Source organism: uncultured Stenotrophomonas sp., from assembly GCF_945952405.1.
Classification (GTDB): Bacteria; Pseudomonadota; Gammaproteobacteria; order Xanthomonadales; family Xanthomonadaceae; genus Stenotrophomonas.
The window spans coordinates 1-24,287 of the sequence record NZ_CAMFIA010000001.1 but is presented as its reverse complement, the minus strand read 5'-3'; the positions used below and the strand labels follow the sequence as shown (position 1 = coordinate 24,287).

The 24,287-nt window shown below is 57.5% G+C and carries 23 protein-coding genes; 12 read left to right on the top strand and 11 right to left on the bottom strand.

Annotation, left to right across the window (positions count from 1 at the left end):
* Window positions 1–42: 42 nt before the first annotated feature.
* Entirely contained in the window at window positions 43–1,467 is a 1,425-nt protein-coding gene (locus Q0P60_RS00115; RefSeq protein WP_294987034.1) for a DUF6538 domain-containing protein, read from the top strand.
* A gap of 491 nt (window positions 1,468–1,958) precedes the next feature.
* On the opposite strand, the gene Q0P60_RS00110 is transcribed toward Q0P60_RS00115, so the two are convergent.
* The 3 genes from Q0P60_RS00110 to Q0P60_RS00100 all read right to left on the bottom strand — a co-directional run bounded on the left by Q0P60_RS00110 (window position 1,959) and on the right by Q0P60_RS00100 (window position 5,347).
* Window positions 1,959–3,530 carry a MobA/MobL family protein gene (locus tag Q0P60_RS00110; protein ID WP_294987032.1) on the bottom strand — a complete coding sequence of 524 codons (1,572 nt, stop codon included), beginning with the start codon at window positions 3,528–3,530 and terminating at the stop codon, window positions 1,959–1,961.
* A gap of 192 nt (window positions 3,531–3,722) precedes the next feature.
* Window positions 3,723–4,424, bottom strand: coding sequence for an adenylate/guanylate cyclase domain-containing protein (locus Q0P60_RS00105; protein WP_294987030.1), 702 nt, complete (start codon window positions 4,422–4,424; stop codon window positions 3,723–3,725).
* 2 nt (window positions 4,425–4,426) lie between these two features.
* Window positions 4,427–5,347, bottom strand: a complete 921-nt coding sequence (locus Q0P60_RS00100) for a TIR domain-containing protein (protein ID WP_101765022.1) — start codon at window positions 5,345–5,347, stop codon at window positions 4,427–4,429.
* 137 nt (window positions 5,348–5,484) lie between these two features.
* Between Q0P60_RS00100 and Q0P60_RS00095 the strand changes: the two genes are divergently transcribed.
* Together Q0P60_RS00095 and Q0P60_RS00090 are read left to right on the top strand one after the other, a co-directional pair.
* The gene (locus Q0P60_RS00095; protein WP_294987026.1) at window positions 5,485–7,032 is read left to right on the top strand and encodes an adenylate/guanylate cyclase domain-containing protein; all 1,548 of its coding nucleotides are present in this window, start codon (window positions 5,485–5,487) and stop codon (window positions 7,030–7,032) included.
* Window positions 7,019–7,900, top strand: coding sequence for an E2 domain-containing protein (locus Q0P60_RS00090; protein ID WP_294987024.1), 882 nt, complete (start codon window positions 7,019–7,021; stop codon window positions 7,898–7,900). The genes Q0P60_RS00095 and Q0P60_RS00090 overlap by 14 nt, the downstream gene beginning before the upstream one ends.
* A gap of 499 nt (window positions 7,901–8,399) precedes the next feature.
* Here Q0P60_RS00090 and Q0P60_RS00085 read toward each other — a convergent pair whose 3' ends face one another.
* From Q0P60_RS00085 to Q0P60_RS00075, 3 genes are read right to left on the bottom strand one after another with little or no spacing between them, the layout of a single operon-like run.
* Complete coding sequence (locus tag Q0P60_RS00085; protein WP_294987023.1) at window positions 8,400–8,924, bottom strand: hypothetical protein; 525 nt, start codon at window positions 8,922–8,924, stop codon at window positions 8,400–8,402.
* A 34-nt stretch (window positions 8,925–8,958) separates the two neighbouring features.
* Window positions 8,959–9,258 (bottom strand): hypothetical protein, encoded by a 300-nt coding sequence (locus tag Q0P60_RS00080; protein ID WP_294987021.1) that lies wholly within the window; start codon window positions 9,256–9,258, stop codon window positions 8,959–8,961.
* Between the two features lie 10 nt (window positions 9,259–9,268).
* Window positions 9,269–9,724: a hypothetical protein gene (locus Q0P60_RS00075; RefSeq protein WP_294987812.1), complete on the bottom strand. Its 456-nt coding sequence runs from the start codon at window positions 9,722–9,724 to the stop codon at window positions 9,269–9,271.
* Between the two features lie 120 nt (window positions 9,725–9,844).
* Here Q0P60_RS00075 and Q0P60_RS00070 point away from each other — a divergent pair, with 120 nt between their 5' ends.
* On the top strand, window positions 9,845–10,180 hold the full coding sequence (locus Q0P60_RS00070; RefSeq protein WP_262243325.1) for a helix-turn-helix transcriptional regulator: 336 nt from the start codon (window positions 9,845–9,847) through the stop codon (window positions 10,178–10,180).
* 101 nt (window positions 10,181–10,281) lie between these two features.
* Window positions 10,282–11,379: a hypothetical protein gene (locus Q0P60_RS00065; RefSeq protein WP_294987015.1), complete on the top strand. Its 1,098-nt coding sequence runs from the start codon at window positions 10,282–10,284 to the stop codon at window positions 11,377–11,379.
* Here Q0P60_RS00065 and Q0P60_RS00060 read toward each other — a convergent pair.
* From Q0P60_RS00060 to Q0P60_RS00050, 3 genes are read right to left on the bottom strand one after another with little or no spacing between them, the layout of a single operon-like run.
* Window positions 11,353–11,877, bottom strand: a complete 525-nt coding sequence (locus Q0P60_RS00060; RefSeq protein WP_294987013.1) for a hypothetical protein — start codon at window positions 11,875–11,877, stop codon at window positions 11,353–11,355. The genes Q0P60_RS00065 and Q0P60_RS00060 overlap by 27 nt on opposite strands.
* 4 nt (window positions 11,878–11,881) lie before the next feature.
* Window positions 11,882–13,009, bottom strand: coding sequence for an ImmA/IrrE family metallo-endopeptidase (locus tag Q0P60_RS00055; RefSeq protein ID WP_294987010.1), 1,128 nt, complete (start codon window positions 13,007–13,009; stop codon window positions 11,882–11,884).
* The gene (locus Q0P60_RS00050) at window positions 13,009–13,599 is read right to left on the bottom strand and encodes a hypothetical protein (RefSeq protein ID WP_143565611.1); all 591 of its coding nucleotides are present in this window, start codon (window positions 13,597–13,599) and stop codon (window positions 13,009–13,011) included. Before Q0P60_RS00050 ends, Q0P60_RS00055 begins: the two co-directional genes overlap by 1 nt.
* Window positions 13,600–13,932: 333 nt before the next feature.
* Here Q0P60_RS00050 and Q0P60_RS00045 point away from each other — a divergent pair, with 333 nt between their 5' ends.
* The 3 genes from Q0P60_RS00045 to Q0P60_RS00035 all read left to right on the top strand — a co-directional run bounded on the left by Q0P60_RS00045 (window position 13,933) and on the right by Q0P60_RS00035 (window position 17,614).
* Entirely contained in the window at window positions 13,933–14,673 is a 741-nt protein-coding gene (locus Q0P60_RS00045; RefSeq protein ID WP_294987005.1) for a hypothetical protein, read from the top strand.
* Window positions 14,674–15,229: 556 nt separating this feature from the next.
* Entirely contained in the window at window positions 15,230–16,627 is a 1,398-nt protein-coding gene (locus tag Q0P60_RS00040; RefSeq protein WP_294987003.1) for a site-specific integrase, read from the top strand.
* A 153-nt stretch (window positions 16,628–16,780) separates the two neighbouring features.
* Window positions 16,781–17,614: an HNH endonuclease gene (locus Q0P60_RS00035; protein WP_294987001.1), complete on the top strand. Its 834-nt coding sequence runs from the start codon at window positions 16,781–16,783 to the stop codon at window positions 17,612–17,614.
* On the opposite strand, the gene Q0P60_RS00030 is transcribed toward Q0P60_RS00035, so the two are convergent.
* On the bottom strand, window positions 17,575–17,841 hold the full coding sequence (locus Q0P60_RS00030) for a hypothetical protein (RefSeq protein WP_294986999.1): 267 nt from the start codon (window positions 17,839–17,841) through the stop codon (window positions 17,575–17,577). The genes Q0P60_RS00035 and Q0P60_RS00030 overlap by 40 nt on opposite strands.
* 115 nt (window positions 17,842–17,956) lie before the next feature.
* On the opposite strand from Q0P60_RS00030, the gene Q0P60_RS00025 reads away from it, so the two are divergent.
* The 4 genes from Q0P60_RS00025 (at window position 17,957) to Q0P60_RS00010 (ending at window position 21,681) form a co-directional block, all read left to right on the top strand.
* On the top strand, window positions 17,957–18,961 hold the full coding sequence (locus Q0P60_RS00025) for a hypothetical protein (protein WP_294986996.1): 1,005 nt from the start codon (window positions 17,957–17,959) through the stop codon (window positions 18,959–18,961).
* 60 nt (window positions 18,962–19,021) lie between these two features.
* Window positions 19,022–19,411 (top strand): hypothetical protein, encoded by a 390-nt coding sequence (locus tag Q0P60_RS00020; RefSeq protein WP_294986993.1) that lies wholly within the window; start codon window positions 19,022–19,024, stop codon window positions 19,409–19,411.
* A gap of 642 nt (window positions 19,412–20,053) precedes the next feature.
* The gene (locus Q0P60_RS00015; protein ID WP_294986990.1) at window positions 20,054–21,160 is read left to right on the top strand and encodes a DUF3667 domain-containing protein; all 1,107 of its coding nucleotides are present in this window, start codon (window positions 20,054–20,056) and stop codon (window positions 21,158–21,160) included.
* A gap of 77 nt (window positions 21,161–21,237) precedes the next feature.
* Window positions 21,238–21,681 (top strand): GNAT family N-acetyltransferase, encoded by a 444-nt coding sequence (locus Q0P60_RS00010; protein ID WP_294986987.1) that lies wholly within the window; start codon window positions 21,238–21,240, stop codon window positions 21,679–21,681.
* A gap of 57 nt (window positions 21,682–21,738) precedes the next feature.
* On the opposite strand, the gene Q0P60_RS00005 is transcribed toward Q0P60_RS00010, so the two are convergent.
* Window positions 21,739–24,287: autotransporter domain-containing protein (locus Q0P60_RS00005; RefSeq protein WP_294986984.1), on the bottom strand; the 2,549-nt coding region annotated here is incomplete at its 5' end.

Genomic DNA, 24,287 nt, shown 5'->3' with positions numbered 1-24,287 from the left:
TGGGCCTACCAAGGGGCAGGACACAAATCGGGACACATCCCGATGAGAGTTCCCCATCACTTGATCAAGACGCCAGCGGGCTTTTCGTTCCGTCAGCGCGTGCCCGTCGATCTCCAGCCCCTTCCGGGCTGCCGAATTCTCAAGCGAAGCCTTCGAACGCGCGAAATGCGTAGCGCCCAGGCTTGCGCCCTAGTCCTGGCCGCCCGCTATGCTGAAGTTTTCAGCGCCATCAGGAAGAACGGCATGGGCGAGAAGACGGCAGAGCAATGGCTCCAGGAGCTTCGGGGACAACGGCTCCAGGACTACACCCTAGAGCGAGACGCCAACGGCTCCCTGCGTATCCAAGCGGAGCCAGGCGAAGACACCGAGGCGCTGACTCGCGCCATCGAGAGCATCGGACGGGTCAACCCTGCGTTCTTCGGCCCGGTAGCCGCAGCCCCAGCAGCCCCCTCCAAGCCGCAGCCCAGCAAGATCCTGTCGCTGATGGAAGCGCGTGATCTTTGGCTCAAGGCCATCGCCCCAGACACCATCCCCAAGACCTACAGCATCAAGAAGTCGGCGATTGACGGGTTCGTGCGCACCACCGGCCCTGACTATCCCTTGCCGAGCATCAACCGGATCGACCTGTCGAACTTCTATCAGTCGCTCGCCGACGCTGGCATCTCAACCCCGACCCGGGTGAACAAACAGTCCTACCTGGGCGGCTTCTTCGACTGGTTGATTGCCGCTGGCTACTACACAGACAGCAATCCGGCCCGAAGCCATGTCTCATACGGCAATAGCGCCAAGCGTAAGCGGCGCAAGCTGGGCTTCAAGGCCTTCGACGTGAAGCAGATCAGCCTGCTCTTTGCTCCATCGGCCTTTGCCACCTTGTCACCTGCCGCGCGCTGGGCAGCCTTGTTGGGCCTTTATACCGGTGCCCGTGCCTCTGAAGTCGGGCAGCTGCTGGTGAGCGATGTGCAAACGGAAGGAGGCGTGGCCTACATCCATATTAATGACGACGGCGAGCACCAGCGCCTCAAGAGCGAGGCCAGTATCCGGACTGTCCCGATCCACGCTGACCTGATGGCCCTGGGCTTCGGCGACTATGTTGCCAGCCTGCCCACCTCAAGCCGTCTCTTCCCTCAAGCGAAGGCCAATGCCGTCAATGGCGCGGGGAACTGGATCTCCAAGGCCTTTACCCGTCACCTCGCCGAACACGGGAAGACCTGGCCCAAGGCCAAGCGCGGTTTCCATTCCCTGCGTAAGACGGTCATCCAGCAGATGCAGGGCTTCGGTGTCGCCTCAGAAATGCGCGCCCAGATCGTCGGTCACGAGCTTGATGATGAGCACCATCCCGTCTATAGCCGCGAATTCACCCCGGCAGAAAAGCTCAATGGGCTGATCACTCCTGAATTCAAAACAGCAGGGCTCTCATCCTTGAGCTTCAATCTTGAGCTCGCTGCACTGAAGGAGTTGCTGGGATAGCAGATCTCCGCGCCAGGAAAATTACATGGAACGTCTAGGAGTATCTCTAACGGGCCAACATTCGCACTGACAAACGCCACAACTATTGCGATCAACGCAAATGGTGGTTTTATGAAAGCTCCCCCACTTTAGGAGCTTCATATGCCCTTAGAAAGAAAGCTAGCTATCGCTAGTCGAGTGCTATGCCCTTTGATTGCCCAAGACCGGACACGAGACACGCAGGAGCGGATAGAGGACATCATCCATGCCCTCGAAATCGCCGACGAGCTGATCAACCGATGCATGCACCCCAAGCCTCCTGCTGACGACCACACACTGAAACCTGCTGTTAGGGTCAGAGAAGCCGTGGTAGACCGCGACCAGGTACAGCTCAGCGACATGATTTCAGAGCGCCGTGGCGCAGTGTCCAAGCCCACTCGCGGACCTACCTACCACTGAGTTTTCGAAACGAGGTGGGCTAAAGCCCCGGTTCGCCGGGGCCTTCTTGTCGGTCAGTGCAACCTGGCTCCAGGCTCCTTGCTCTGCTTCATTGCCAGCAGGGCATCAGCCGGAGCGGACGCTGCAGGAGCGTCAGTGGGCGCGTCCCCCAAGACCGGATATCTACGCAGCAGCACTTCACTCCAGTTCTCCAGCTGCGACAACGACTCGCCTGTTCGATGGTTGTAGTCTTCCTGGGCCTTGGGTCCGGTGGCTTTGTGAGCGCGTTGATAGTCCTGGCGCCCCAGCTCAACAGCCCTAACCCGGCGCGCCCGACGCCGCGACCAATCCGACCGATTCAAGAGGCCCGGCCTTGGGTTCTGGCTCTCGAAGTTCTCCAGAGCAAACTCAGCCTGTGCTAGCCCATGCTGAGCACGGTCTTCAGCTTTCAGCCTACGCTTGAAGCGTAGAGCGTCCCGCTTCAACTTCTTCAGTCTTACGAGCAACTCTTCCAAGTCGCCACGGAGCCTGGGCAATGTTCCATGAGCCGATATCAGAGCAGCACTGTTGCGCAGCAACCTGCGCGTGAATTTGAGTCTATCTCGCAGTGCCTCAATCCACGCCTCGGCCCAAATTTCTAACACAGCCTTCAACGCCTGCTTGGATGCGGTGGCCTGCGGCTGCCGCGTCCCGTCATCGGCCACCGCCCCAACCGGAATGACTTCCTTGGCCCCGTTAACCAAAGGAGTCGCTCCCCCAGGAGACAGCATTAGTTGGATAGCGGGATGCGAAGCAACTTCACGCGGGCCGACCGGCATGGCTTGATCGGATGCGGGCTCCATCAGCCTGCCCTCTCCTGCCATCTCGGCCACGGCGCGATCCCAAGCAGCGCTGTTAGCCTGAGCAATTCTGTCATTGCCCTGCTTGAGGACTGTATCGGCGCCTCGGCGATGCAGCGCCGTCGCGTCTTTGCCCAAATGAAGCCCTGGGGTGCGTGAAAGCTCCGCCGCTGTAAGCTCATCCCCTTGCTCTTCGGCCTCGGCCGCCTGCTCTTTCAAGCTGCGGTGATCGACACGGGCCGAGACACCTGCAGCAGCAAGATGGGCATTGATGGCTTCCCCTACCATCTGGCGAATCCATTCCACTTCACCTCGACCCGAAGGTCCGCCGTCTAATTCCCTCGTCTTGTCCTTCAGGCCCTCTGAGTCCACCCGTCGAGTCGTAGCCAAGATGTGCACGTGATAGTTGAGCCCGTCAGCGGTCTGCGGCTCATGGATGCTGGATTGGACAGCGAACCTGTAACGCTGGACCAGACAGCGCGATATTTCGGCTGCCAGGTCTGAACGCTGCTCATTGCTCAGTTCGTGTGGCAAGGCCACCTCGAACTCTCTAGCGACCGTGGCATCTTTTCGGCGCTCCGAAGCCTCGGCTGCAGGCCAGAGTTGTCGGGGGTCGAAAGCCCAGTCGGGAGCGTCGTCGGGAGCGAGGCAACGGGTCTCAACGACCCCGCCGCGCCTTCGGTAGTCGTGTCGAAGCCCCGTTCGCTCATCGAGGATCAGCAGGCCTGCGCGATAGGCCGCTGCAGCGGTGGATGCGTGCCCATGGGCACGGCTGAAGGTCTTTACTCTGGTGTGATAAATGGCCATTGATGCTCCTTGTTCTGGCCCCCGCACTTGCCTTTATGCCTACGTTTTAGGCTTTGGCAAGCGCTTTTTTAGGGGGTCAAGGGGCACAGCCTCTTGCGCACGCATTGCCCGAAAGGCAATGCCTAAGTGCGCTCTTGCTTTGCTTGTTGATTTCGCTAAGCGATGGATTTTTCGCCACAGAGACGGCGGCCACTAGACCTTCCATTGCCAAGTCGAACCATGGATAGGAATGCCACCCTGCTCGGCCCAGCTGAACTCCTTCCACATCAACTGCTTGGATTGGCCACCGAACTTCGCCTCATCAAGCAAATACAGGAACGCGTCAGCGGTTATCCAGGTCTTGGGTTCGAGATCCAACTCAGTCAGCTTTGCCGCATAGTTCGCGGCCCGCCCCACCCAAACAATGTCATTTCCACCTCGAACTCCAGTGCGGGCAGCACGAAGAGCGCTTGAGTCAATGCCGACACTCTGCCTGATGGTACGGTTCAATGCCGGGTATTGCTTCTTAAGGGCAGGATTGATGATTTCGTTCACAGCGTAATTGATCTTCAGACCTGCAATCGCTGCCGGTGTCGTTTGAGGATCCCCTACCCAGATTCCCATCACACGGTCACCGTCGTAAGAAGTGATCGCGCCACCCTCAGCCCTGATGATGCTGGCAGCACAATGCAGAAATGCCTTGTAGACCTCCGCACTAAACCACCATTCCTCAGTGTCGACCATGTTTGTAGAGCCGTGGAGATCCGCATACAGCACAGTAGCCCGCGAAAATTCAACAGCGTCATTGCCGAGTCGCAGATCCTCCGGATCCGGAACCACGCGTCCCTCTCGCTTGTCCCAGGCACTGCTGAAGATCGTTGCAACAGCACCCTCCATGTCTTCGAGCAAAGCCATGATTAGTCTCGCGGTCCCATAGCAAGAATGATGTCGCGAATTTGGTTGCAAGCCGGAGCAAGCCTCGCTCTGGCATCCTCCCCAGGCACATAACGGTAGGAAACCGTAGTCAACCCCGCAAGATCACTCGGAAGCTTCAACTTATCTTCCCTAGGCTCCATCAGGAAAGCGCGCTTCCTACCCAGGAATCCAATAAACATTCCCAACTCGAACACGACGTTGTCTCGCATCGCAGGCCATTCGTCTCCACGACTAATCACAAGATCATCTGCGTGCGCGATTGCGATTGCAAAGTCAGCCAGTTCGAGCTGCTTTTCCAACTCATCTAACGTGTAGTTTGACGCGCGAAACACGCCATGGTCCCAGACCACAGTCAAGAATGGATCATGTTCAAAGTGTTGGACCAATAGACGGGTGACTGGAAGCGCCTCCACCGAAGACATGACGAACACCCGAACTTGGTTGCGAGGCTTGGCCAGAAGGCTATTCCTCTGCAGAAGTCTCCTCGAAAGTGTGGCGGCCAGTCGCCTCCAGATGATCGGGTGACCATCTGCCATTTCAATGAAATCGCTTTCAGCGACCTTCAGCAGAACACTTAGCTCCCGTGCCACCAGCGTAGCTGCGCGCCTCTGAGCTGGCTCAATCGCAGCCATCTCGCCGACATGATCTCCTGTATGGCGGATGTTGACGATCTTTCCGTTGATCACTACATCAACAGATCCAGCAACGATAAAGAACACTTCGGTGTCCATCCCGTCCTGCTCGACAAAGGACTCGCCCGCCTGGACTTCTAGCAGCTCCCCCCGGTCCATGAGCCACTCTGGCAAGCCGCCGATCCCGCCAAGCAGTCGAGCCTCAGATAATGCAGCGAGCAGCCTCCGCCCTCCGTCTGAGCGGAATCGATCAATAAGTCCAGTGGCCACTTCGCCCCCTTGAAAGTGTGAACCAAGACACAATATACAGGTTCAACGAGCCGCCGCCAGTGCATGGGGCGACACCTGGGCCTCAGCGAAGCGCCCCCCGCTTTGGCTTTACCTTTACTGGACGAGAGGATATTGAGATGGGCCACAGCTGGAAGGAAGACCGCGCGAAGAAGCGAATCAAGTCTCGCTACGAGGAAGTGCGGGATGTGGAAATTTACGACTACAAGCGCGATACCTCACTGGAAAGCATCCCAGCAAAGCGGGCTTATCGCATTCATGCGGCCCACGTCTACATCGATATCGTCAACATTGACGAAATCCTGGCCTGTACGAAGGACGAGGGCACCACCTGCCACAAGCGCACCCTAAAATTCCTCAACCAGCACTATCGCGCAGTCCATCGCATTCTTGAAGAAAGCAATGCCAAGCGCGTCGACTTCCATAACCAGCGCCTGCATGCCTTGGTCGCTAAGCCTTACGGGGAAGATGAAGAGCGCCAACGGGTGGCCAAAGCCGTCGCCATCGCAAAACTAGTTGATGAAGTCCTGGCAGAAACAGGGGATACCGACGAGCACATTCCAAATGCACGTGTCCGCGTAGGTATTGATACCGGCTTGGCTCTGGCGGTCAACAACGGTCGGCGCGGAGGCCGCGAGCCCCTTTTCCTGGGAAGTCCTGCCAATCACGCTGCCAAGTACGCTGGACATGCCAGCACAGAAGGCATCTACCTCACAAACTCAGCGCGATCCGTCATGGGCTTCCCCGCACTGGACGGTGACAAGGACCGCTCTACCCGCCTTACTGACGAGCAGATAGCCACCTGCGTTGATGAAGCCAAGCTCGAAACGTCGAAAGACAAGATCATCAAGCTTTGGAAGGAAGAGCAGGAAGAGACCCCCATTGGCAGCATTGAGTTCAGCAGGCCAACGCCACCTTTGTCAGATCTGGACTTTGATGCTCTCACCCCAGGGAATTCAAAGAACTTCGAGGGCGTTTCTGTATACGCTGATATCGATGGCTTCTCTGCGTTTGTGGACCAACACCTTGAAGAGAATCCAGAGAATTTGGTCCGCACGTTACACGTCGTTCGCTCCGAACTGGACTCGGTCACGCACAGCGACTTTGGCGGACGCCGCGTAAGGTTCATCGGCGACTGCCTCCATGGAATGATGATTGAGGGGACGGCCTATACAACGGATGCAGAGGCGACTGTAAGCACCGCCGTCCAATGCGTCGGCGCCCTCCGCAGCAGCTTTCTGTCCGCTATTGAACATCTGAAGTCTGAAGGTGGAGACACTGGGGAGTTGGGTCTCGCGATTGGCTTTGAGTACGGCCCGCTTAGTTTGAGCAGACTGGGCATGAAGGGGGAGCGCGTCCGATGCGCAACGGGGCGGGCCGTAATTGCCTCCGAGGCAGAGCAGCGCATATGCAAGGGAACCGAGAGCAGGATCGGCCCTGCTGCATACAAGGCTGGATCGGACGCAGTTCGCACTCTCTTTGGCAACTCCAGGACGGCTGACAACCTTGACTATGACGCGGCTGTAGAAGAACTTTCGGCCTCTGGCGATAAGGTGGCAAAGGCGGCTCTTGAAGATGCATATGCCTCTTCGCGTCCTGCGGTGGTCCCGTCCTTGTCGCAACCACTTCGCCCACATTCGAAGCTCGCCCACGATGAGCGAAGTTGAGTCATTGCTAAGGAGCGTGGCCCCCGAGTTCGGGGCTACGCTCTCCAATCAAGCCGGTGCAGTAGATGCCACGATTGAGATCTCTCTCCCCAGCGGGAAGACTCGATCTTTTGCTCTATTGCTCACCATCCATGGCAATTACGTCTTTGTCCAAGAGAAAAAAGCCTCGTCCCAACTGCCTCAGTGCTGCCCGGATCGCCACATCAATCCGGGCGGAACATTCTGCTTGGGCTGGAAAGATGACAGCCCAAGCGAAGTCCGCGACGAAGCGGCCGCACGCAGATGGTGGTCTGCTGTTGTGCGATTTCTTTCTCGCCAGATCAACGCAAGCTACCGACGCAAATGGGCAGGTCAAGAATATGACAGAGCCCATGGTGATGCAGCTGTCCATCAGGCCGCCGCTGAGGCTGCAGCAGAGAAATTGGGCCCTGATTTCTTGGGTCGCGCGAGGCGCGGAAGCTTTACGGTGCGCCTCGATGAGCATCTCAGAGGGCCACGCATTGAACTATGGGGAGATGGTAGACGCCTCGCACGGATCACGAAGCGTGGCGGATCGTTGGTGGGAGGACACACCTACTGCCCATGCGATCCGTCGGGAAAGATCGAGATTTCGAGATGCCAGGATCACGCCGAGCATTTGGAAAGCTATATATCTAGCTACTACAGTTGGCGCGTCTCGGAAGAGAAGTTCATGCAAGACCTTGCGAATCACGGCATTCCTTGCTGCGGGACGCTCGATTCCTGTGGACTGAGGGATGCGCATTTCCGCCTGAACCAGTTAGCCAAACCTACTGCTAAACCATATGCCCGACGATCAAAATTCTATCAACCCCCCAAGCCCTCCAAACGCCCCAGGCGAGCGCGTTAGCATTGCTTGGCAACAGTTGAATCTCGTTCTTGGATTTTTTTCAAGAATCGACACTAAGCTATCGGTGGTGTTGGGCATCGATTTGGGCATGCTGGCGCTGGTTGCCACTAGACTTCCTACTCCGAGCGAGATGACCGCCGCAGCTGCGGTCTTCACGACTCTATTTTTTACCGCGCTGGGGTTCAGCTTCCGACACCTCTGGAACGGCTCGTTCCCACATCTAGAGGGCGGCACGGCATCATTGCTCTACTTTCGAAGCATCGCTCAGATGCGAGAGAGTGAATTTCGGCAAGCATGCAAGAGTCGGAGTCCTGAGGAGCTAGCAGATGATCTTTTTAATCAGTGCTGGCGAAATTCGAAGATCCTCACCTGTAAATTCCACTCTCTCCGGCAGGCCTACATAGCAACGCTACTCGCCGTTGTGCCATGGGTCGCGTTGATAATTCTCCTGCCATCCCCGCAGCGACCGGGATGAACCCTTGGTAGAACGTCGAGCAGCTCACTGCTCAATCCATGCCTTCATCCTAGCGAACCACTCATCTCGCTCGGCTTCATTGGCCGCTGTGCTCCTGAGCCAGCGGTCAGAGTGACGCACGAAGGGGACAAGCCAGAGCGGGTGGACAACGTCCCGAACCTGGACTTCCAGGCGATGGGTGACCACTCCCTTGTAGTTGTATTCCCCAGTGCGGATGGCGAGCACTTCAGCCCGTCGCAGGTAGCGCTCGCCCTTCACGGGGTCCCGAACCCAGATAGTGTCCCTGCCCAGGTCCAAGGCAATGTGATCATGGGATACCGTGGGCTCAAACTCTTCAGGCCTATGCTTCTTCAGTTTTGGCGCTCGGCGCCGGAACAGCCACGGCAGACCCCACAGCAGCGCAAGGGGCCAGAAGACCAGCTGCCCGAACAGCATCAGCCCGAAGACTGCTCCGTCAGCCGTAGTGCCCTCTTCGAACACGACACCGCACAACCACCAAAGCGCAAGACCGGTAATGATCCAGCGGATTACCTTGAACAAGGTCCACATACGAGCTTCCTAGCGATGGTTGGCGGGCTTCAATTCAGCGACGATCTACGACAGTCCAGTTGCCGCCAACTTTGTCGATGACGAAAGTGCCGACAAGCTGCTGTTGCTCAATGCGAGTGCCCGACTGATATCGCGCGATTCCGGTCACACTGCATGCATAGCCCGGGATGTCCCCTCGCACGCACTCGCCTACCTTCAACCGCTCAAACGTCATCGTCGTTCCTGTGGCCTCTTTGAAATACACGGACAAGGCTTTCTCAACATCGCCACTACCAGGACCACCCGAGCAAGCGGCCAGCAGCACTACGGCGGAAACCATCCAAAGCTTCTTCATGTGTGTTCCTTCAGTCGATGAGCAAGCAGTGCTTGCCCGGGTTGAGGCTCGTGCCAGGGAGCACATCGCTATCAATTACTGACCCAGCCTTGTTGATGACGATCACAATCTGGCTAGGCCGGGCGGACGAGTCCTCCTCACGCTCGCCGAGGTAAGCCAGAGCGATGGCGTCCTTGAAGTCATAGACCTTGCCGAAGCCGATGACGCTTTGTGCGTCCGGAGGCAACAGAACGGGCTTGCCATCGAGCTTAATAGCGCGTTTGTAGTCTCGGCCCTCTACAGGGTCGATGCGGCCGATCCTGGTTCGGATGGGGCCAGTAGGCGTTGTGGAGCCATGACCCGTGGCCCAGATGAAAGCGGAGACCCTGGGCTTTCCTCCCCCACCAACCTTGAACTGGCCGCTCTGCAGTTGGCACGACAGGCTGGGCGCAGCCTCAGCAGAAGCGGCGAACGCCAGGAGACCCATCACCGCCCAGCACCTCATATCCATACGATAGCCTCCAGGTTGAATTTTGCGTTGAACGCAAATGACCGACTAAGCTTATGCCGTCAAACTCTGGAGAGTCAACGTGTTTGTTTCTGCCGGATGCCCGCTCCTCAGCCCACGCCCACAGCCCTCGGTCATCGCCTACGCGCAGCACGCGTCGCCAAAGGCTGGACCCAAGCTCAGCTAGGCGAAATGCTTATGGGCGTAGATGACTCAAATACGACGGCCCCTCGGATCAGCCGATATGAACGAGGGATGCACAAGCCAGACCTAGAGACCATCGAGAAGCTCGCAGGGCTTCTAGACCTTCCTGCGGCCTACTTCCTGGCGGCATCGGATGTTGTCGCTGAGGCCATCCTGCTGCTTTCTCAGCTTGATGCCAAAAAGCAGAAACAAGCACTTGGGCTGATTAAGAGCCTGATAGACGCTTCATAGCAGCCGCAACCTACTTCTGAAATAGCTTCAACGATTACTACGCTACAGATGCACCGTTAGACCTTCACCTGCGATGGGCATGAAGCCCAAGGAGTGATCGTATGACCTGCGAGATAGTGAACGTCGGAAAGAGGCGAGACGGGGGAAGCCGATACTGGTGCCTATCCCATCATGCAAATGCCACCGCAAAGTATGGCGTGGCGGCAGAAGAATGCGTGGCCGCGCATGACGAACCCATTTCGGAGACTGAGTCTCTTGATCTTGAGGTCAACCGCTACGTCGGAGGGATAGCACTTTGGGGGTCAGTGCCCGCGTCGTACGACACTACCACCCTGCCCACCGATAGAGGCATCCATGTCCATGCCAGGCGCTTGGGCCGGGACTCAGCCAAGGACATCGACAAGACATATCGAAGGCTGAGGATCCCATTCACGACAGACTTGCTGTCCTCGGAATGGTTCGTAGTGGATGAGATCGACGCAATCAATTACATGGTGTCTGGGGTCTTCGGCTTCGGAACCATCAGTGTCAAATGCAGCCACTGCGGCTTCCCTCATCTGGACCGCGACTGGTTCGCAGTCCATCCTCACAAGAAGCATCAGTGCCATGGATGCGGAAGACAGTTCTCCGACTCGGAAATCGCGATAGGAAACCCTCTCTCGCAGTTGAGGAGCCACCTTGAGCCAGGCAATCGATCCCAGATAGCTGCGCCAAGAAGCATAGAGATACGCCAACAGGACTACCCAGGAGGGATACAGATCTGGGGATCAAATCCTGCCATCCTCTGGACCTCCACAGCGCCTGAAGAAACCGGAATCCATCTGCACGCTCTGAGCGAGGAAGGCCAAGAGTGGCCCAAGATAGACGACACGTATGAGTCCGTCGTGATAGATGGCATCGAACTTGATGCCGAACAAGTACGCTACTACATGGCGCAAACAGCACTGCCGCACATCGAAGGACGCGTCGTGGCTCTGTCATGTCCGCGCTGCAAAGAGCCTCACTTCGATAAGGGACAGTGGGCATATACGCCCCACATTGACCACGAATGCCACTTCTGCGGAGCGATCTTCCAGAATCCATTGCAGATCAAGAAGACGATATCGAACCCGTTTGTCGAGACGAGAGCACGCCTTTCCAAGCATACGAATCGAATTCTTCGTGAAGACAAGCTAGGGTTGCGCCCCGAAACCATCTAGCAGGGTCACTTCTTTGGCGAAGAAGTCCACATCGATCTGTGGAAGATAGCCACCGAGCTTGCGCATCTCTTGATAGGCGAGCTGCGCAGCTTCAGTTGTGATCAGTCCATGGCTACAGGCTCGTTGCATCAACCCCAAAGAGCCGGTCACCAGCGACTCATGCCCGAGCCGCTTGATAGCCGCCTTCCGGGCCCGGCCGTCATCACAAGCAATCTGGCACTGGAGAGCGGATGCAATGAGAATGCACTCGGTCTCGCCATCACCGAGCCCCATATCATTCTTCGCGGCCAGAAATGCCGAATATGAGACCAATCCGTCGTCAGCAAGGGTCAAAGATCCCTTGGCAAGCTCCAAGTCCAACACTTCGGAGGCGGATGAAGCCTCATCTCTCACCAAGCTTCCGACTTGGAACTGTACACCCTCGATACCCAAGACCGCATCAAAGACCCCGCCATTCACGAGGTTGATGACTGTCGAGGCGTCGAGAAGCACTATCATGCTGCTACTTCGAGTTAGCGGCGAACAGATAGGAGATGGGGACGTTCAAAAGCTCAGCGGCTTTACCGGCAGAGAGCTCCTCACGATCCACGAGCTTCGCAGCAGCCTCAAGCAGCGTAGGCGAAGTTGAAATCTGTATCTCCTCTCGTTCCCGAAGCCCCAGCTCTCTCGCTCTCTTTTCAGGATTTCCATGCTCGTCTGAGATCTTCTGATACAGCGCCCTAGCGCCTCCTGGCTCCAGCAACCCCAAGCCTTCGCAACGGCGCGCCGCAACCTCAAAGCTCACCCCGAAGAAAATTGCAGTGGTCAGTATCTCTACGTCCCCCAGCGGCCCCTTTGCCCGGTAGTGAGTGCGAACCGCCTCAAGCGCCTTCAAGAACCCTTTCCGGGGCATTAGCAAAGACGCCGCGAAAGCATCGGCAAAGCGCTCTTCATTCCGATGCTCAGCCGAGACAGTCGTCTCTCTGTCTCCACCCACCTCTTCGTCCAATCTTGCGAAGTCAATCTTTAGCAAGTCATGGCGTGCTACGAGGTGTCCCACCTCATGAGCAAGAGTGAACAGCATCCGCGCCTTGAAGGTTCGAGGAGCAAGCAGGATTAGTGCGTGGCCTTCGACAATCGCTGAAACCCCCTCGATCTTAGGGTCCCTTCCATAGCAGACAAAGACCCCCAACTCCTCCAAGGTAGTTGCAAGACTAAGAAAAGGAACTTGGTCATCCAGCTGTGCGAACGCCCGTCTGAAGATGGCAGCAAAGTTCTCTGCGTTTTCAAGATCGGGAGCCAGTCCCCTGAACAGCTCCAGCCAGTTGAGATTGGAAGGCAGAAGTCTCGCTATCGAGAGTATGTCGTTTAGCTGGTCACCTATGATGCTCAGAGATGAAGACATGCCCCTTGAACGCTGATCAATGGTCTGCCTCAGCAAGAGCTTCGAAGTGCTCTGGTCCTCAGTTGATTCCGGCCGCCCTATCGAGCTCAGCGGAACACGGATTGCCTTTGATATTTTTCTGATTTCCGACAGCGATGCCTCATCACCCGAGACGATCTCGCTAACACGGGAAACGGGCAAGTTTGCCCGTCGGGCCACATCACTGACCGTGAGACTGCGATCTGCGATGTGTTGCGCAATATCCATTACTTCCTGGCTTCCCTCTTCAAGGCCTGAAGCTCTTCTCTCAGACGAATAGCTTGCTCTTCAGTCAATTTTCTCATGCGCCCGATCACTTGCTGGATTCGCGTAGAGCCTGGACGATCAAACAGACTGGCGAGGATGTCTACTGATCGCTCCCTACCAAGCTGGATCTCCCGAGGCGTCTGAAGGATGACAGAGGTCCGACCAACCAGATAGTTCTGGATTCGCCTCTCAAACTTGTCGTGATGGTCTTCGGGGTGATGTCGTCCATCTGCAGTCACAATGATGTTGCCCAGCCTTTGGCCGGACTCGTCAAATCTGAGCCGATTTTCAGGGAACTGATCGAACGCTGCGATCTGACTGGAAAGCTTGTCCTGCACCTCAAGCCCTCCAATCACATACTGCTGAACGTTCTTGCCCATGCTGCCGCTGATCACGAAGATCTGATCGCCCAACTTCACCCTGCGGCGGAGGTCAGGCCGACAGGTTCCCATGGTCGACTTAGCTTTCTTGTCCGGTTGCAAGATAGGGTCCACAAGCGCTTTACCCATACCCGGGTCAGAACCAGGGGAAACGAATATGTAACTCGACACGCCACACCTCCAATCCATGTGAAGACGAAGCCCAGAACTAGACCCGCCGCGGCGGCCTGTTTTGCGATTTGTACCGCATGCCACGCCGCTGTGCCAGTGCCCCTCCCAGCACCTATCTGGAAGGCAATCCCCAGTCTCCTTCTCCAGAGATTCGATTGCCTGGTCTCAAATTGTGAGATAGCGCCGCTATATTCTCGCGCTCGACCATACCCTGGGCAGACATGCATGACATCGATCCACCTGGTTTCAGTCTCTTCGATTCCTAGGAGCATGGCGAACTGGTGGCTTGAACATCCCCCGACTGTGCGCCTTTACCTCGGAGGAGTCGCATGTATGCTCCTGAGCATCGCGCTCTTCCTCCATGACCCCAGATCGCTGGCTTCCGATGTCGCCATATATGCAGGATGCGCACTGCTCGCATCTGCTTTCCTAACGGAGTGCTATTACTGGACCGTCAAAAGGCTCAACTACCCCCTGATGAAAGTGGCCGTCACCGTATTGGGTGTCGTGACCCTCGCGGCTGCAACAGGCGTAAGCAAGATCACAGTCAACGATGCTACGGGTCAAGATCCGTCCTATTTCACCAGCGCAGTCGCGCTGTTGGTTCCGCTTTCGTTTGTCCCAGTCGCGGCTGCCCTCGTCATCGTCTTGGGGACTTTCGGGGTGATCATCGGTCTTGTCTGGGGACTAGGAAAGCTAGGCACGACCTCATCCAAGGTCCGCGATCTGGATTTGGTTCTCACTCTGACCAGAATCATCTCTGGCTTTGTGATCGTCGCAATCGCCAGCGCACTTCTAAATAGCTCGTCCTTCATCTACCCATCAATGCGGTGGGTGGCAAGTCACAGCGCACTCTTTTTCGACATGTATGAAGGATCCGGATGCTCTGCTGACGTGCGAGACCGTGTCGGGCGTGTAAATGATGAGCTTGTGGTCATCGGTCGAATGACAAATTCGGGGCCACAATTCATGAGGGCGAGCTGCCCTTTGGGGCCACAAAACACGGTCCTGGCGCCCTACCCACCAGAGGCGGAGAAGCATATCAGGAGCGAGTCAACTCCGGACCGGCAGTGACAAATAATCTAATGGATGGTTGGCCCCTTACCGGACAGGTCTTCCAAGCTTTGCGTCACCCCGCGCCGCTCCGCTCCGCTCCGCTATCACCAGCAAGACATAAAATCAGAGCGGTGATGAAGATCGAGATACTGACGAGACAGCAGGACTACCTGGTGTCCCGTGCTTGTGTCACTTACTCAGGATAGGCCTGAATTTATCGCTGGGATAGCAGACCCAAGAGGATCCAAGCCCGGCGACATAAATAATCCTGAGAATATTTATGATACCCTCATCTCAAAATGAGCATGCCTATTTTGTAAGAAAGCACACTTAGGCGTCAGAACTGTCAAAATCGTACAGTACAGAAATGACTGCAAGATAGAAGCGGTCACCCATGGCAAACCTTTGCGCCACAGCGCCTCGCGACGCAAACCCCACTAATTTCCTCTAAAAGTTTTCGCGCTAATTTCTACGGTTCGGCGAATGCCTAAGCAACGCGGCAACGCTCTAGATCTCGTTTGACGAATCAAAGCCAGGCCTTAGCACTGCTCCCACCATCTACGGAGACAGTGCAATGCCAAAAACAGTAAAGAACTTCCTTCAAGACTTCCCTTTCAATGCCGACGCCGAGGACACGCTGCACCTTAAGGGCATCAAGATCGGACGGTTCCGAATTGATGAGCTGGTCATCACCGGACGCGAAGCGGCCATCCACGCGCAAGAAATCCTCAACGCGGCTATGGAGTGCTCCCGACGCTCTCGCATCAATGCCGCAGGCACGCGCTACCTTGAACCACTTTCGGCAGGCCACCCTGCCCGTCTTCTGTCCGTAGAGATCAGGGACTACCTGGGAGACCGGGAACGCCGCTGCCTCGCCCAGGAAACCATCGACTCCACAGCCCGAACCCTGCGGCTTCTCCAGATGACCTGCGGCGACATTCCAGTCTCGCGCATTGACCACCCTCACATCTACCGACTCTGGGACCTCATGCGCTGGTCACCCCCAGGTCTCTTCTCTGACCCCGCCTACCGAGGGATCAGCTATGAGGAAGCCATTGCCTGCGGCAAGACGCTAGATGTTCCTCAGCTTGCCCCTGCAACGCTTGAACGTCATCGACGCTTCCTGGTCTCCTTCTTCAACCAGCTGGTCAAGACCAAGGCCATCGATGCGTCCCCCATGGCTGCGTTCGCCGAGATCAAGAAGGACTTGGTCACAGACCCCAACAAGCCTGAGCGCCTCTTTGATGAAGACGACATCCGGCGCATCTTCGACCCCAGGACTTTCATTCCCTGGGCGAGCAAATACCCCCACCGATGGTGGCTTCCTATGATCGGACTCTACACAGGTGCACGCATCAACGAGGTCGCTCAGCTGAAGGTAGCCGACATCGTCCAAGAGAGCGATGTCTGGTGCATCCGCATCCAGAAGACCGTGGATCCTGACTTGGCGCACCGGACCCGGCTCAGGAGTCGGCAGAGCCTAAAAGGCAAGGCCTCTATCCGAACGATCCCTATCCCCAAGCCGCTGCTTGACGCAGGCTTCCTGGACTTCATGGATGACATCAGAGAGTGCGGGCACCCTCGCCTTTTCCCACACCTGTCCGCTGGTGTGAACCGTAAGACCGGTGAGACCAACGCTCGCTACAGCTTGGCAGCGCTTAGTCAGTTCAGCCGCTACATGAAAGACCTTGGCTTCCCTAGAGGTGTCGGGTTCCATGCCTTCCGCCACACCATCGCCACAGAGCTCCACCACCAGAACGTCCCTGACGAAGACATTGCTCTGATCACCGGCCACTCCGTCAGCAAGCGTGTGCCGGTGCTTCACGAGGCCTACTTCCACAAAAAGCCTGCCGTGATGCGCAGAAAGCAGATAGAGACTTTGGAGAAATACCGGCCTGCGGTCGCGCTTCCAGTCTATGCCAAGGGGCAATTCAAGCGCTGCTTGAAGGACAAAAAGAGGTTCTATCCTTAAGGATCGAAGCAGCATCAGCCCAGCCGGAAGGTAGTCCAGCCCCAACACTGACTAGCCTTGCTACATGGGATACATTCAAGGGCTATGGGCAAGGCTAGGACGCCGCCGACCGTGCCCCTGACATTTCTGGTCCCAGAAGGAGCTGGTAGCTAAATGGATTCAACTCGATTGCGGGCACCTGTTACCCATCGTTTCAAGCCAGTCGGCGCCTGCATCTATTGTGGTGCTACACAAGGGCGCTTGACCGAAGAGCACATCGTGCCGAAAGGCCTTGGTGGAACTCTCGTACTGCCAGATTCAAGCTGCGATCCGTGTGCAAAGCTTACGTCCCAGTTCGAAATGAGAGTGCTTCGCGGATTTTTGGATCGCGGCCGCCAATCTTTGGGAATAAAGGGTCGAAAATCTCATCGACGGCCCGCCACGGAATCGATAAAACAGACCTTCATACGCGCCGACAATTCCTTGGTTGAGCACGATCTCCCCTGGGATCAAAGCGTCAAAGTCAAGCACCTCCCCGTCCTTGCTCTGCCCGGCTTCCTCAACCCTAAATTTCCGCCCGATCCCTCTGCAGAGGGGATAGAGGTTTCCGCCATGGATACGCTGACCATGGGACTTGGCGAGGGGGAGACAGTTCGCGAGCATGCCTCTGTAGGCATGCAGTTTCAGGACAGGATGGACATCAGGTCTTTCGTTCGGATGCTGGCCAAGATTGCTCACGGCTACCAGGTCGCGGTGCACGGTGCTTTCCCGATTGAGCAAAGCCCACTGGTGCCCATTATTCTTGGCAAGCGTTGGGATGCGCGAAACTGGATAGGTTGCACAGAGCAGAATCCGCTTCCATCTAACCGAAAGTGCTTACACATCATTGAAGACGTTCGCCTGACGGCTGATGACGCAAGCGCCTCAATGATCCGGATAAAACTACTGAGTGAGCACTCCACTCCAACCTATGCTCTCGCAGCAAAAATAAAGGAAAAACCCACCTGATTGAAATTTGCAGTCAAATTGATCCACAGGGAAAAGAAACCAAAAAGTATAAGGAAGGAAATTTCATTGATGAAAAACAACAAAAGGAAATCGGCCTCAACCGCCGCAGTCAACATCGCCGTGATAGGAGGCTGACCCAAAGCCGCAGCCCTTGCAGCCAAGGCCTTCTGCCTTAATGAGATTAAAAAAACTAAAATAAATATAACAATATTTGAAAGCAAATCCATTGGAGCAAGTTGGAACGGAGAAAATGGCTATACCAATGGCTCACAAGAACTCTGCACGCCCGCCGAGAGAGACTTAGGATTTCCCTATAACTCTACGGCAGGCCAAGATGTTGAGGTGATGATGCAAAGCCTATTTTCTTGGAACTCTTTCAAAGTCGCCTCTGGCGATTACCCAGACTGGGTCGGCCGAGGTCGAACCCCTCCTACACACCTTGACTTTGCAAAATACATCAACAAATGCGTGGAGATAACTGGTGCAAGAGTAGTAATCGAGGAAGTGGTCAGGCTATCTAAATCGGGGAAAAAATGGAAAATAAGAACCAAAGAGAAGAACTGGGATCCAAATCTATTGGAGTTTGATGCAACAGTTATTACCGGCCACGGCCCTCAAGCCAGCAGGTTTCAAAAGATATTAAACAGGAGAGTTTTTGATGGCCGCGACGTCTGGATGCGGACTGATGAGCTCCTTAAAATCGCAAGCCAAGATTCCAGTGGCGCTATAGTGCTGATAGGCGCTGGTGGAACTTCAGCCGCCATAGCAGGCTGGCTTGTGCGCAAAGGGGTCACAAACCCCATCATAATAATCGGAAATCAAGCCTCACTTTTCGCGAGGGTAGACAACTGGTTTGAAAATAGAGTTTTTACAGACAAGCAGCTATGGGCATCACTATCTGACGACGCGCGAAGAAAATTTACTGAACGATTAACTCGAGGCGCCGTCTGGGCAAATGTACTTACATACATTTCAAACGCCAAAAATATTACATACCGGGCCGGTCAAGTCGAGAGCATAACCGAAAAAGACGAGAGCGAAGTTAATGTCAATTACATAACATCCAGAGACGGAGAGAAGCATCCGGCGCCAGCCATAGCAGCCGTTGATGCAACTGGATTTGACGACATGTGGTTTACCAAAATCCTACCAAATAGTCTCTCAGTCAGCCTTAATGATAGGGCCCTGATACAGGAAAAGATCGACTCTAGCCTTGCCATCCACAAACCTGGCTTCGGGCCTATTCATTTACCGATGCTCTCCCAGATCCAGAGCCCTGCATTCGTTTCGCTCATGGCTCTAGGCGAAATGTCTACCGAAATACTATCCCCCTATTTTGCCGATTGACAATCCATACATACATATGTATACATGGCAAATAACACAAATGCATGAGGAAGGCGCCTTATGAGCTCCACCAACGATAAAGACACAGAAAACATGGTTCTAAGAACCGTATTTTTGCCTCCTTCACTGGACGACAGGTTGCGTGACGTTGCTTTTCAGAGACGCGTTAGCAAAGGCGACCTAATTCGAAGCTTGGTTTTGGAAGCACTTGACCCAACACCGTCTTCTGCATCGAAAGCGAAACCTGCAGCTTCTATTGCTGCAAGCGGAACTTCTTCTTCCTTAACCAGAAGGATCATTGCGTCACATAGAGCGGTCGCAAAGAAGGCAGCGGCGAAGAAAGTGGCGATGAAGAAGAAAGCCGCAAAGAAAGTCACTGTTAAGAAAGCGGTTACGAAAAAGTCGACGCCCAAGAAGGCTTCGGCCAAAAAGGTATTGGCAAGGAGGTAGCATATTCCTGACGACCCCATAACCTCATTTTTTTAATTTTCTACAAAGCAAAGACATTTCTTTGGCGTTAGATATTTCGTTAGTCATCAAGGCAAAGCCACCATCAGCCCATCACTCTTGCTTCTTCAATGCCATTGAACTCAGCTCGCCTTGCTCGCCCGCCAATGCCGGGCACAACTAGTCTCGTCGCAGTCGACGCTTGGCGCAGTGCACTACCTCGCTGCAAAAGGTGTAGCTCGCTTCTTTTTTAAAGTTTCGACCCTTTTCTCTAGTGCGGCCGCGTATCGTTGAGCGCCCCATTTAAGAGAAGAAGTTGAGATACAATCAGGGACACACTACAGGACACAAATCCGGTTTGTGGACGCCTCCGGAGCTAGGCGGGACGGTCAAGGTACTGTTTCCCCCTCTCTCCGCCAGATAAATGAAGAAGCCGCCCACTGGGCGGCTTTTTTATTTGGCTGGCGGAGAGCATCGGGCGAGAGAAGCCCCGCCGGGGTTCGACGGTTCTGCAAGTAGTTCCACGCCATGCGTGGATGCCGTTCGCGTCGCGCTGCGCACTTCTGCGCCTTCGCCACCCAAGCTGAACGAATCCTGAAAAATCGCTATCGTAGGCGCCTTCACCCGACGCCCGGCCCATCGCCCATGAGCTCGACCGACAGCACGCACGCCGCCTGCGAGAACTGCGACACCGCCCTGCATGGCCACTACTGCCATCGCTGCGGGCAATCCGCGCACAACCCGCTCAAGCACGTCGGCCACGCCATCGAGGAAGTCTTCGAATCGTTCTGGCACCTGGACGGACGCATCTTCCGCACGCTGCGCGATCTCTGCATTCCCGGACGGATTGCGCTGAACTACCTCAAGGGCCGCCGCGTGGGATACGTGCAGCCACTACGGCTGTTCGTCATCCTCACCCTGTTTACGTTCTTCATCGGCAAGCTGCTCGTGCATGTCGACGATTTCAGCATGGGCGGTAGCCGTGACTCACTGGCCAATGCGAGCACGCTGGAACAGGTCGAAGCTGCGCGTACACAACAACTGGCGATGATCGATAAGCAGCAGGCCGGCTCGGCCGCCAGCGGCAACGCCGGTTTCGCCATGGCGCGGGCGGCGGTGAATGCAGCGGCAGCGCAGCGCAGGGCCGAGCTCACCGGCAACGGCGAAGCGGTCGCCACTGCCGGGCAGGATGCCTTCTTCAACCACACCGTCAACGGCAAACCCTGGGATGCCGAACGCAATCCCATCGTGCTCAGCGGCTGGCCGCAGTTCGCCAACACCTGGCTCAACCGGCGCCTGCAGAATGGCAACGCCAACATCCAGCGCATGGGCGGCAAGGCCGACCTGTACATGCAGGCGATCCTGACCGCCCTGCCCGGCGCGCTGTTCTTCCTGATGCCGGTGTTCGCACTGGTGCTGCGCATCGCCTACATCCCGCGGCCGATGGGTTATCTCGAGCACCTGGTGGTGGCGCTCTACAGCCATTGCTGGCTGATGATGGTGCTGCTGGCCACCTTCCTCGTTGCCGGCATCGGCAATGCCCTGGCATCACCTGCATTCGCCGCCGCCAGCCAATGGCTGTATGCCGTGCTGTGGCTGGCGGTTCCGATCTACCTGCTGTGGATGCAGCAGCGCGTGTATGGCGGCAACAAGGCACTGACCGTGCTGCGCTACCTGGCCATTGGCGGCGTCTACCTGTTCCTGGTGAGCTTCGTGGTGATGTACGCGGTGCTGGCCGGCATTTCCGCGTAAGCCCAGGCGCGAACAGTATCCGGTTACAGGCATCCGCGCATGGCGTGGCTCTACTGTGGACCGGCTATCCTGCCTGCATGAGCATCCGCCTTTTCCAACCCACGGATACCAGCGCCTGCCTGTCGATCTTCGACGGCAACGTACCGGACTACTTCGCGCGTGAAGAACGTACCGACTTCGAGCGTTTCCTGCGCGAGCACGCGGTGGCCTGCACGTTCCAGGTGATTGAACACGAGGGCAGGATCGTGGCCTGCGGCGGCCTGTGGCGTCGCGGCGACGGCAGCGCGGCGTTCTGCTGGGGGATGGTCGAGCGCGCGCTGCATCGGCAGGGATTCGGCCGCGAACTGGCGTTGGCGCGCCTGCAACAGGCCGACCATGATCCCTCGATCACCCGCATCACGCTCAACACCAGCCAGCACACCCAGGGCTTCTACGCACGCCTGGGCTTCCAGGTGACACGCGTGGTCAGCAACGGCCACGGCGCCGGGATCGACGCCGTGGAGATGGAGCGGTCGGGATGACCACCCGCTGCCGGTGGATCCACGCCAAGACGTGGATCCACCGCGGGTCCGCTCCCCTCAGAAGCCTACGCGCAGGTTGATCTGCCCACCGATATCGCTGCGGCCGTCGCCATGCTGGCCCTGTACGAACATCGACAGTTGGCTGTTGCGACCGAGGCCGACCGCCACGCCCACCTGGCTGACCAGTGCATTGCGTGCCATCACCGCGCTGTAGACATCGAAGGCATTGCCGCCGACGGCGAAGCGGTTGCGGCTGGCCACATCGGTATCACCCGATGCGTGCTGCCAGCCGAGGCCGACCGTCAGCTGCGCCGGGAAGCGCTCGCCACTGCCAACGTCCCAGCGGCCACGCACGCCGACGGTGCTGACATTGAGCGTGTCCTTGCCGCCTTCCAGCACCAGCGCGGCGCTGCCGCCCTGCTCGACCGCACGATCACTGTCGACCCAGTGCCGGGTGAACTGCACGTACGGTTGCAGCTGCGTCCTGCCGTGGGTCCAGGTCCAGCTGCCCTCGACCTGGGCGATGGTCACATCCGAATCCTGGCGGCTGTACAGGGTCTGGCCCAGCAGCGGCACTTCACGCGTGGTGCGCGTGCGGTAGTCGCCGCGCGACACGCTGCCACCGACCGCGAAGCCGTTGTTCCACTGGCCCTGCGCATACAGGCCGAAGGTGGTACCACGCAGGCGCGCCCGCGAGCTGCGGTCGTACAGGCGGGTATCCAGCCGCTCGTTGCCGGCGGCCGCACCCAGCACCACGTGCTCGCCCAGCTGCCAATCCACGCCGGCCATCAGCGCATTGCGGTTGGAGCGGATCTCATCGCCATTGCCATCGCCATCCTGCTTGAATACCTTGCCGCTACCGGCCAACCAGGCCGAAGCACGCTCGCCACGCACGGTCGGCAGCTCGCTGCCCAGGCGCTGGCGGATGCCTTCCTCCAGGTAATTGTCGTACAGCAGCACCGCACGGCTGGCGGCATGCACTTCGCCGGACAGCTGGTCGAATGCGCTGCGCGCGGTCGCTGCGTCATACAGCAGCACGGTGTTGTACAGGCCCAGCGCCGCCCCACTCTGCGGCAGGCTGTCCAGTGCGGCAGCGGTGTTGTACTGGTTGCGCGTACTGGCCACCGTGGTGAATGCCGCGGTCTGCGCCACGTCGATCTTCAGATTGGCGGTGTTGGCGGTATACACCGGCGTGATGGTCAGGAAGGCCGACGGCGACGTTGCCGCGGCGAACTGCCCGCTCACGCCACCACCCGCGTTGATCACGGTGTACTGCTGGCCCTGCTGGTAGCTGGTGCTGGGCGAGAGGGTATTCACCTTCACGGTGCTGCCGCCGACATTGGCGCTGCCCCCCACCTGTACCGTATCGCTGCCGCTGGCCCCAAGGTCGATGCCCAGCGTGCTGCCCGGCGACAGCGTCAGGTTGCCACCCACGGTGATCGTGCCGGTGCCGTTGCCTGCACCGCTGCCGTTACCCGGGCCATTGCCCGGCGACAGCACGCCACCACTGGACACCGTCACGCCGCCGCCGGTACCACCGATGGTGCCGGTGCCGGACAGCGTGTTACCGCTGCCGATGGTCCATTGGCCACCGATGGTGCCGGTGACGTTCAGGCCACCCCCGGTGACCTGGCCGGTGCCGCTGAAGCCACCACTGTTGCCGCCGAGGTTCAACGTGCCCGGACCGGCCTGCACGATGCTTCCCCCCCCGCTGATGCTGCCACCCAGCGTGGTGGTGCCGCCGGTGTTGATGACCAGGCCACCGTTGTTGGTGATGTTGCCGGTGATCGAGCCGCTGGCCCCACCGTTGCCGACCTGCACGGTGCCGCCGGCATTGATGGTGGTGCCACCGGTATAGGTGTTGTTGCCGGTGAGGGTGACAGTGCCGGTACCGGCCTGGGTCAGGCCGCCGCTGCCACTGATGGTGCCACCGACGGTGGTGTTGCCACCGACGTTGAACACCAGGCCACCGTTGTTGGTGATGTTGCCGGTGATCGCACCGCTCGCGCCGCCATTGCCGACCTGCAGCGTGCCGCCGGTGTTGATGGTGGTTCCACCGGTATAGGTGTTGTTGCCGGTCAGCGTCAGCGTGCCGCTGCCGGCCTGGGTCAGGCCACCGCTGCCGCTGATGGCGCCGCCCACGCTGGTGTTGCCGCCGACGTTGAACACCAGGCTGCCGTTGTTGGTGACGTTGCCGCCGATCGCGCCGGTGGCGCCACCATTGCCGACCTGCAGGGTGCCGCCGGCATTGATGGTGGTCGGACCGGTATAGGTGTTGTTGCCGGTGACCGTCAGCGTGCCACTGCCGGCCTGGGTCAAGCCGCCACTGCCACTGATGGTGCCGCCCAGCGTGGTGTTGCCGGCCACGTTGGATACCAGCGAACCGTTGTTGGTGATGTCACCGGTGATCGAGCCGGTCGCACCGCCATTGCCGAGCTGCAACGTGCCGCCAGCATTGATGGTGGTACCGCCGGTATAGGTATTGGTGCCGGTCAGCAGCAGCGACCCGCTGCCGGCCTGGGTCAGGCCACCACTGCCGCTGATGGTGCCACCCAGCGTGGTGTTGCCGGCCACGTTGGAGATCAGCGCGCCATTGTTGGTGATGT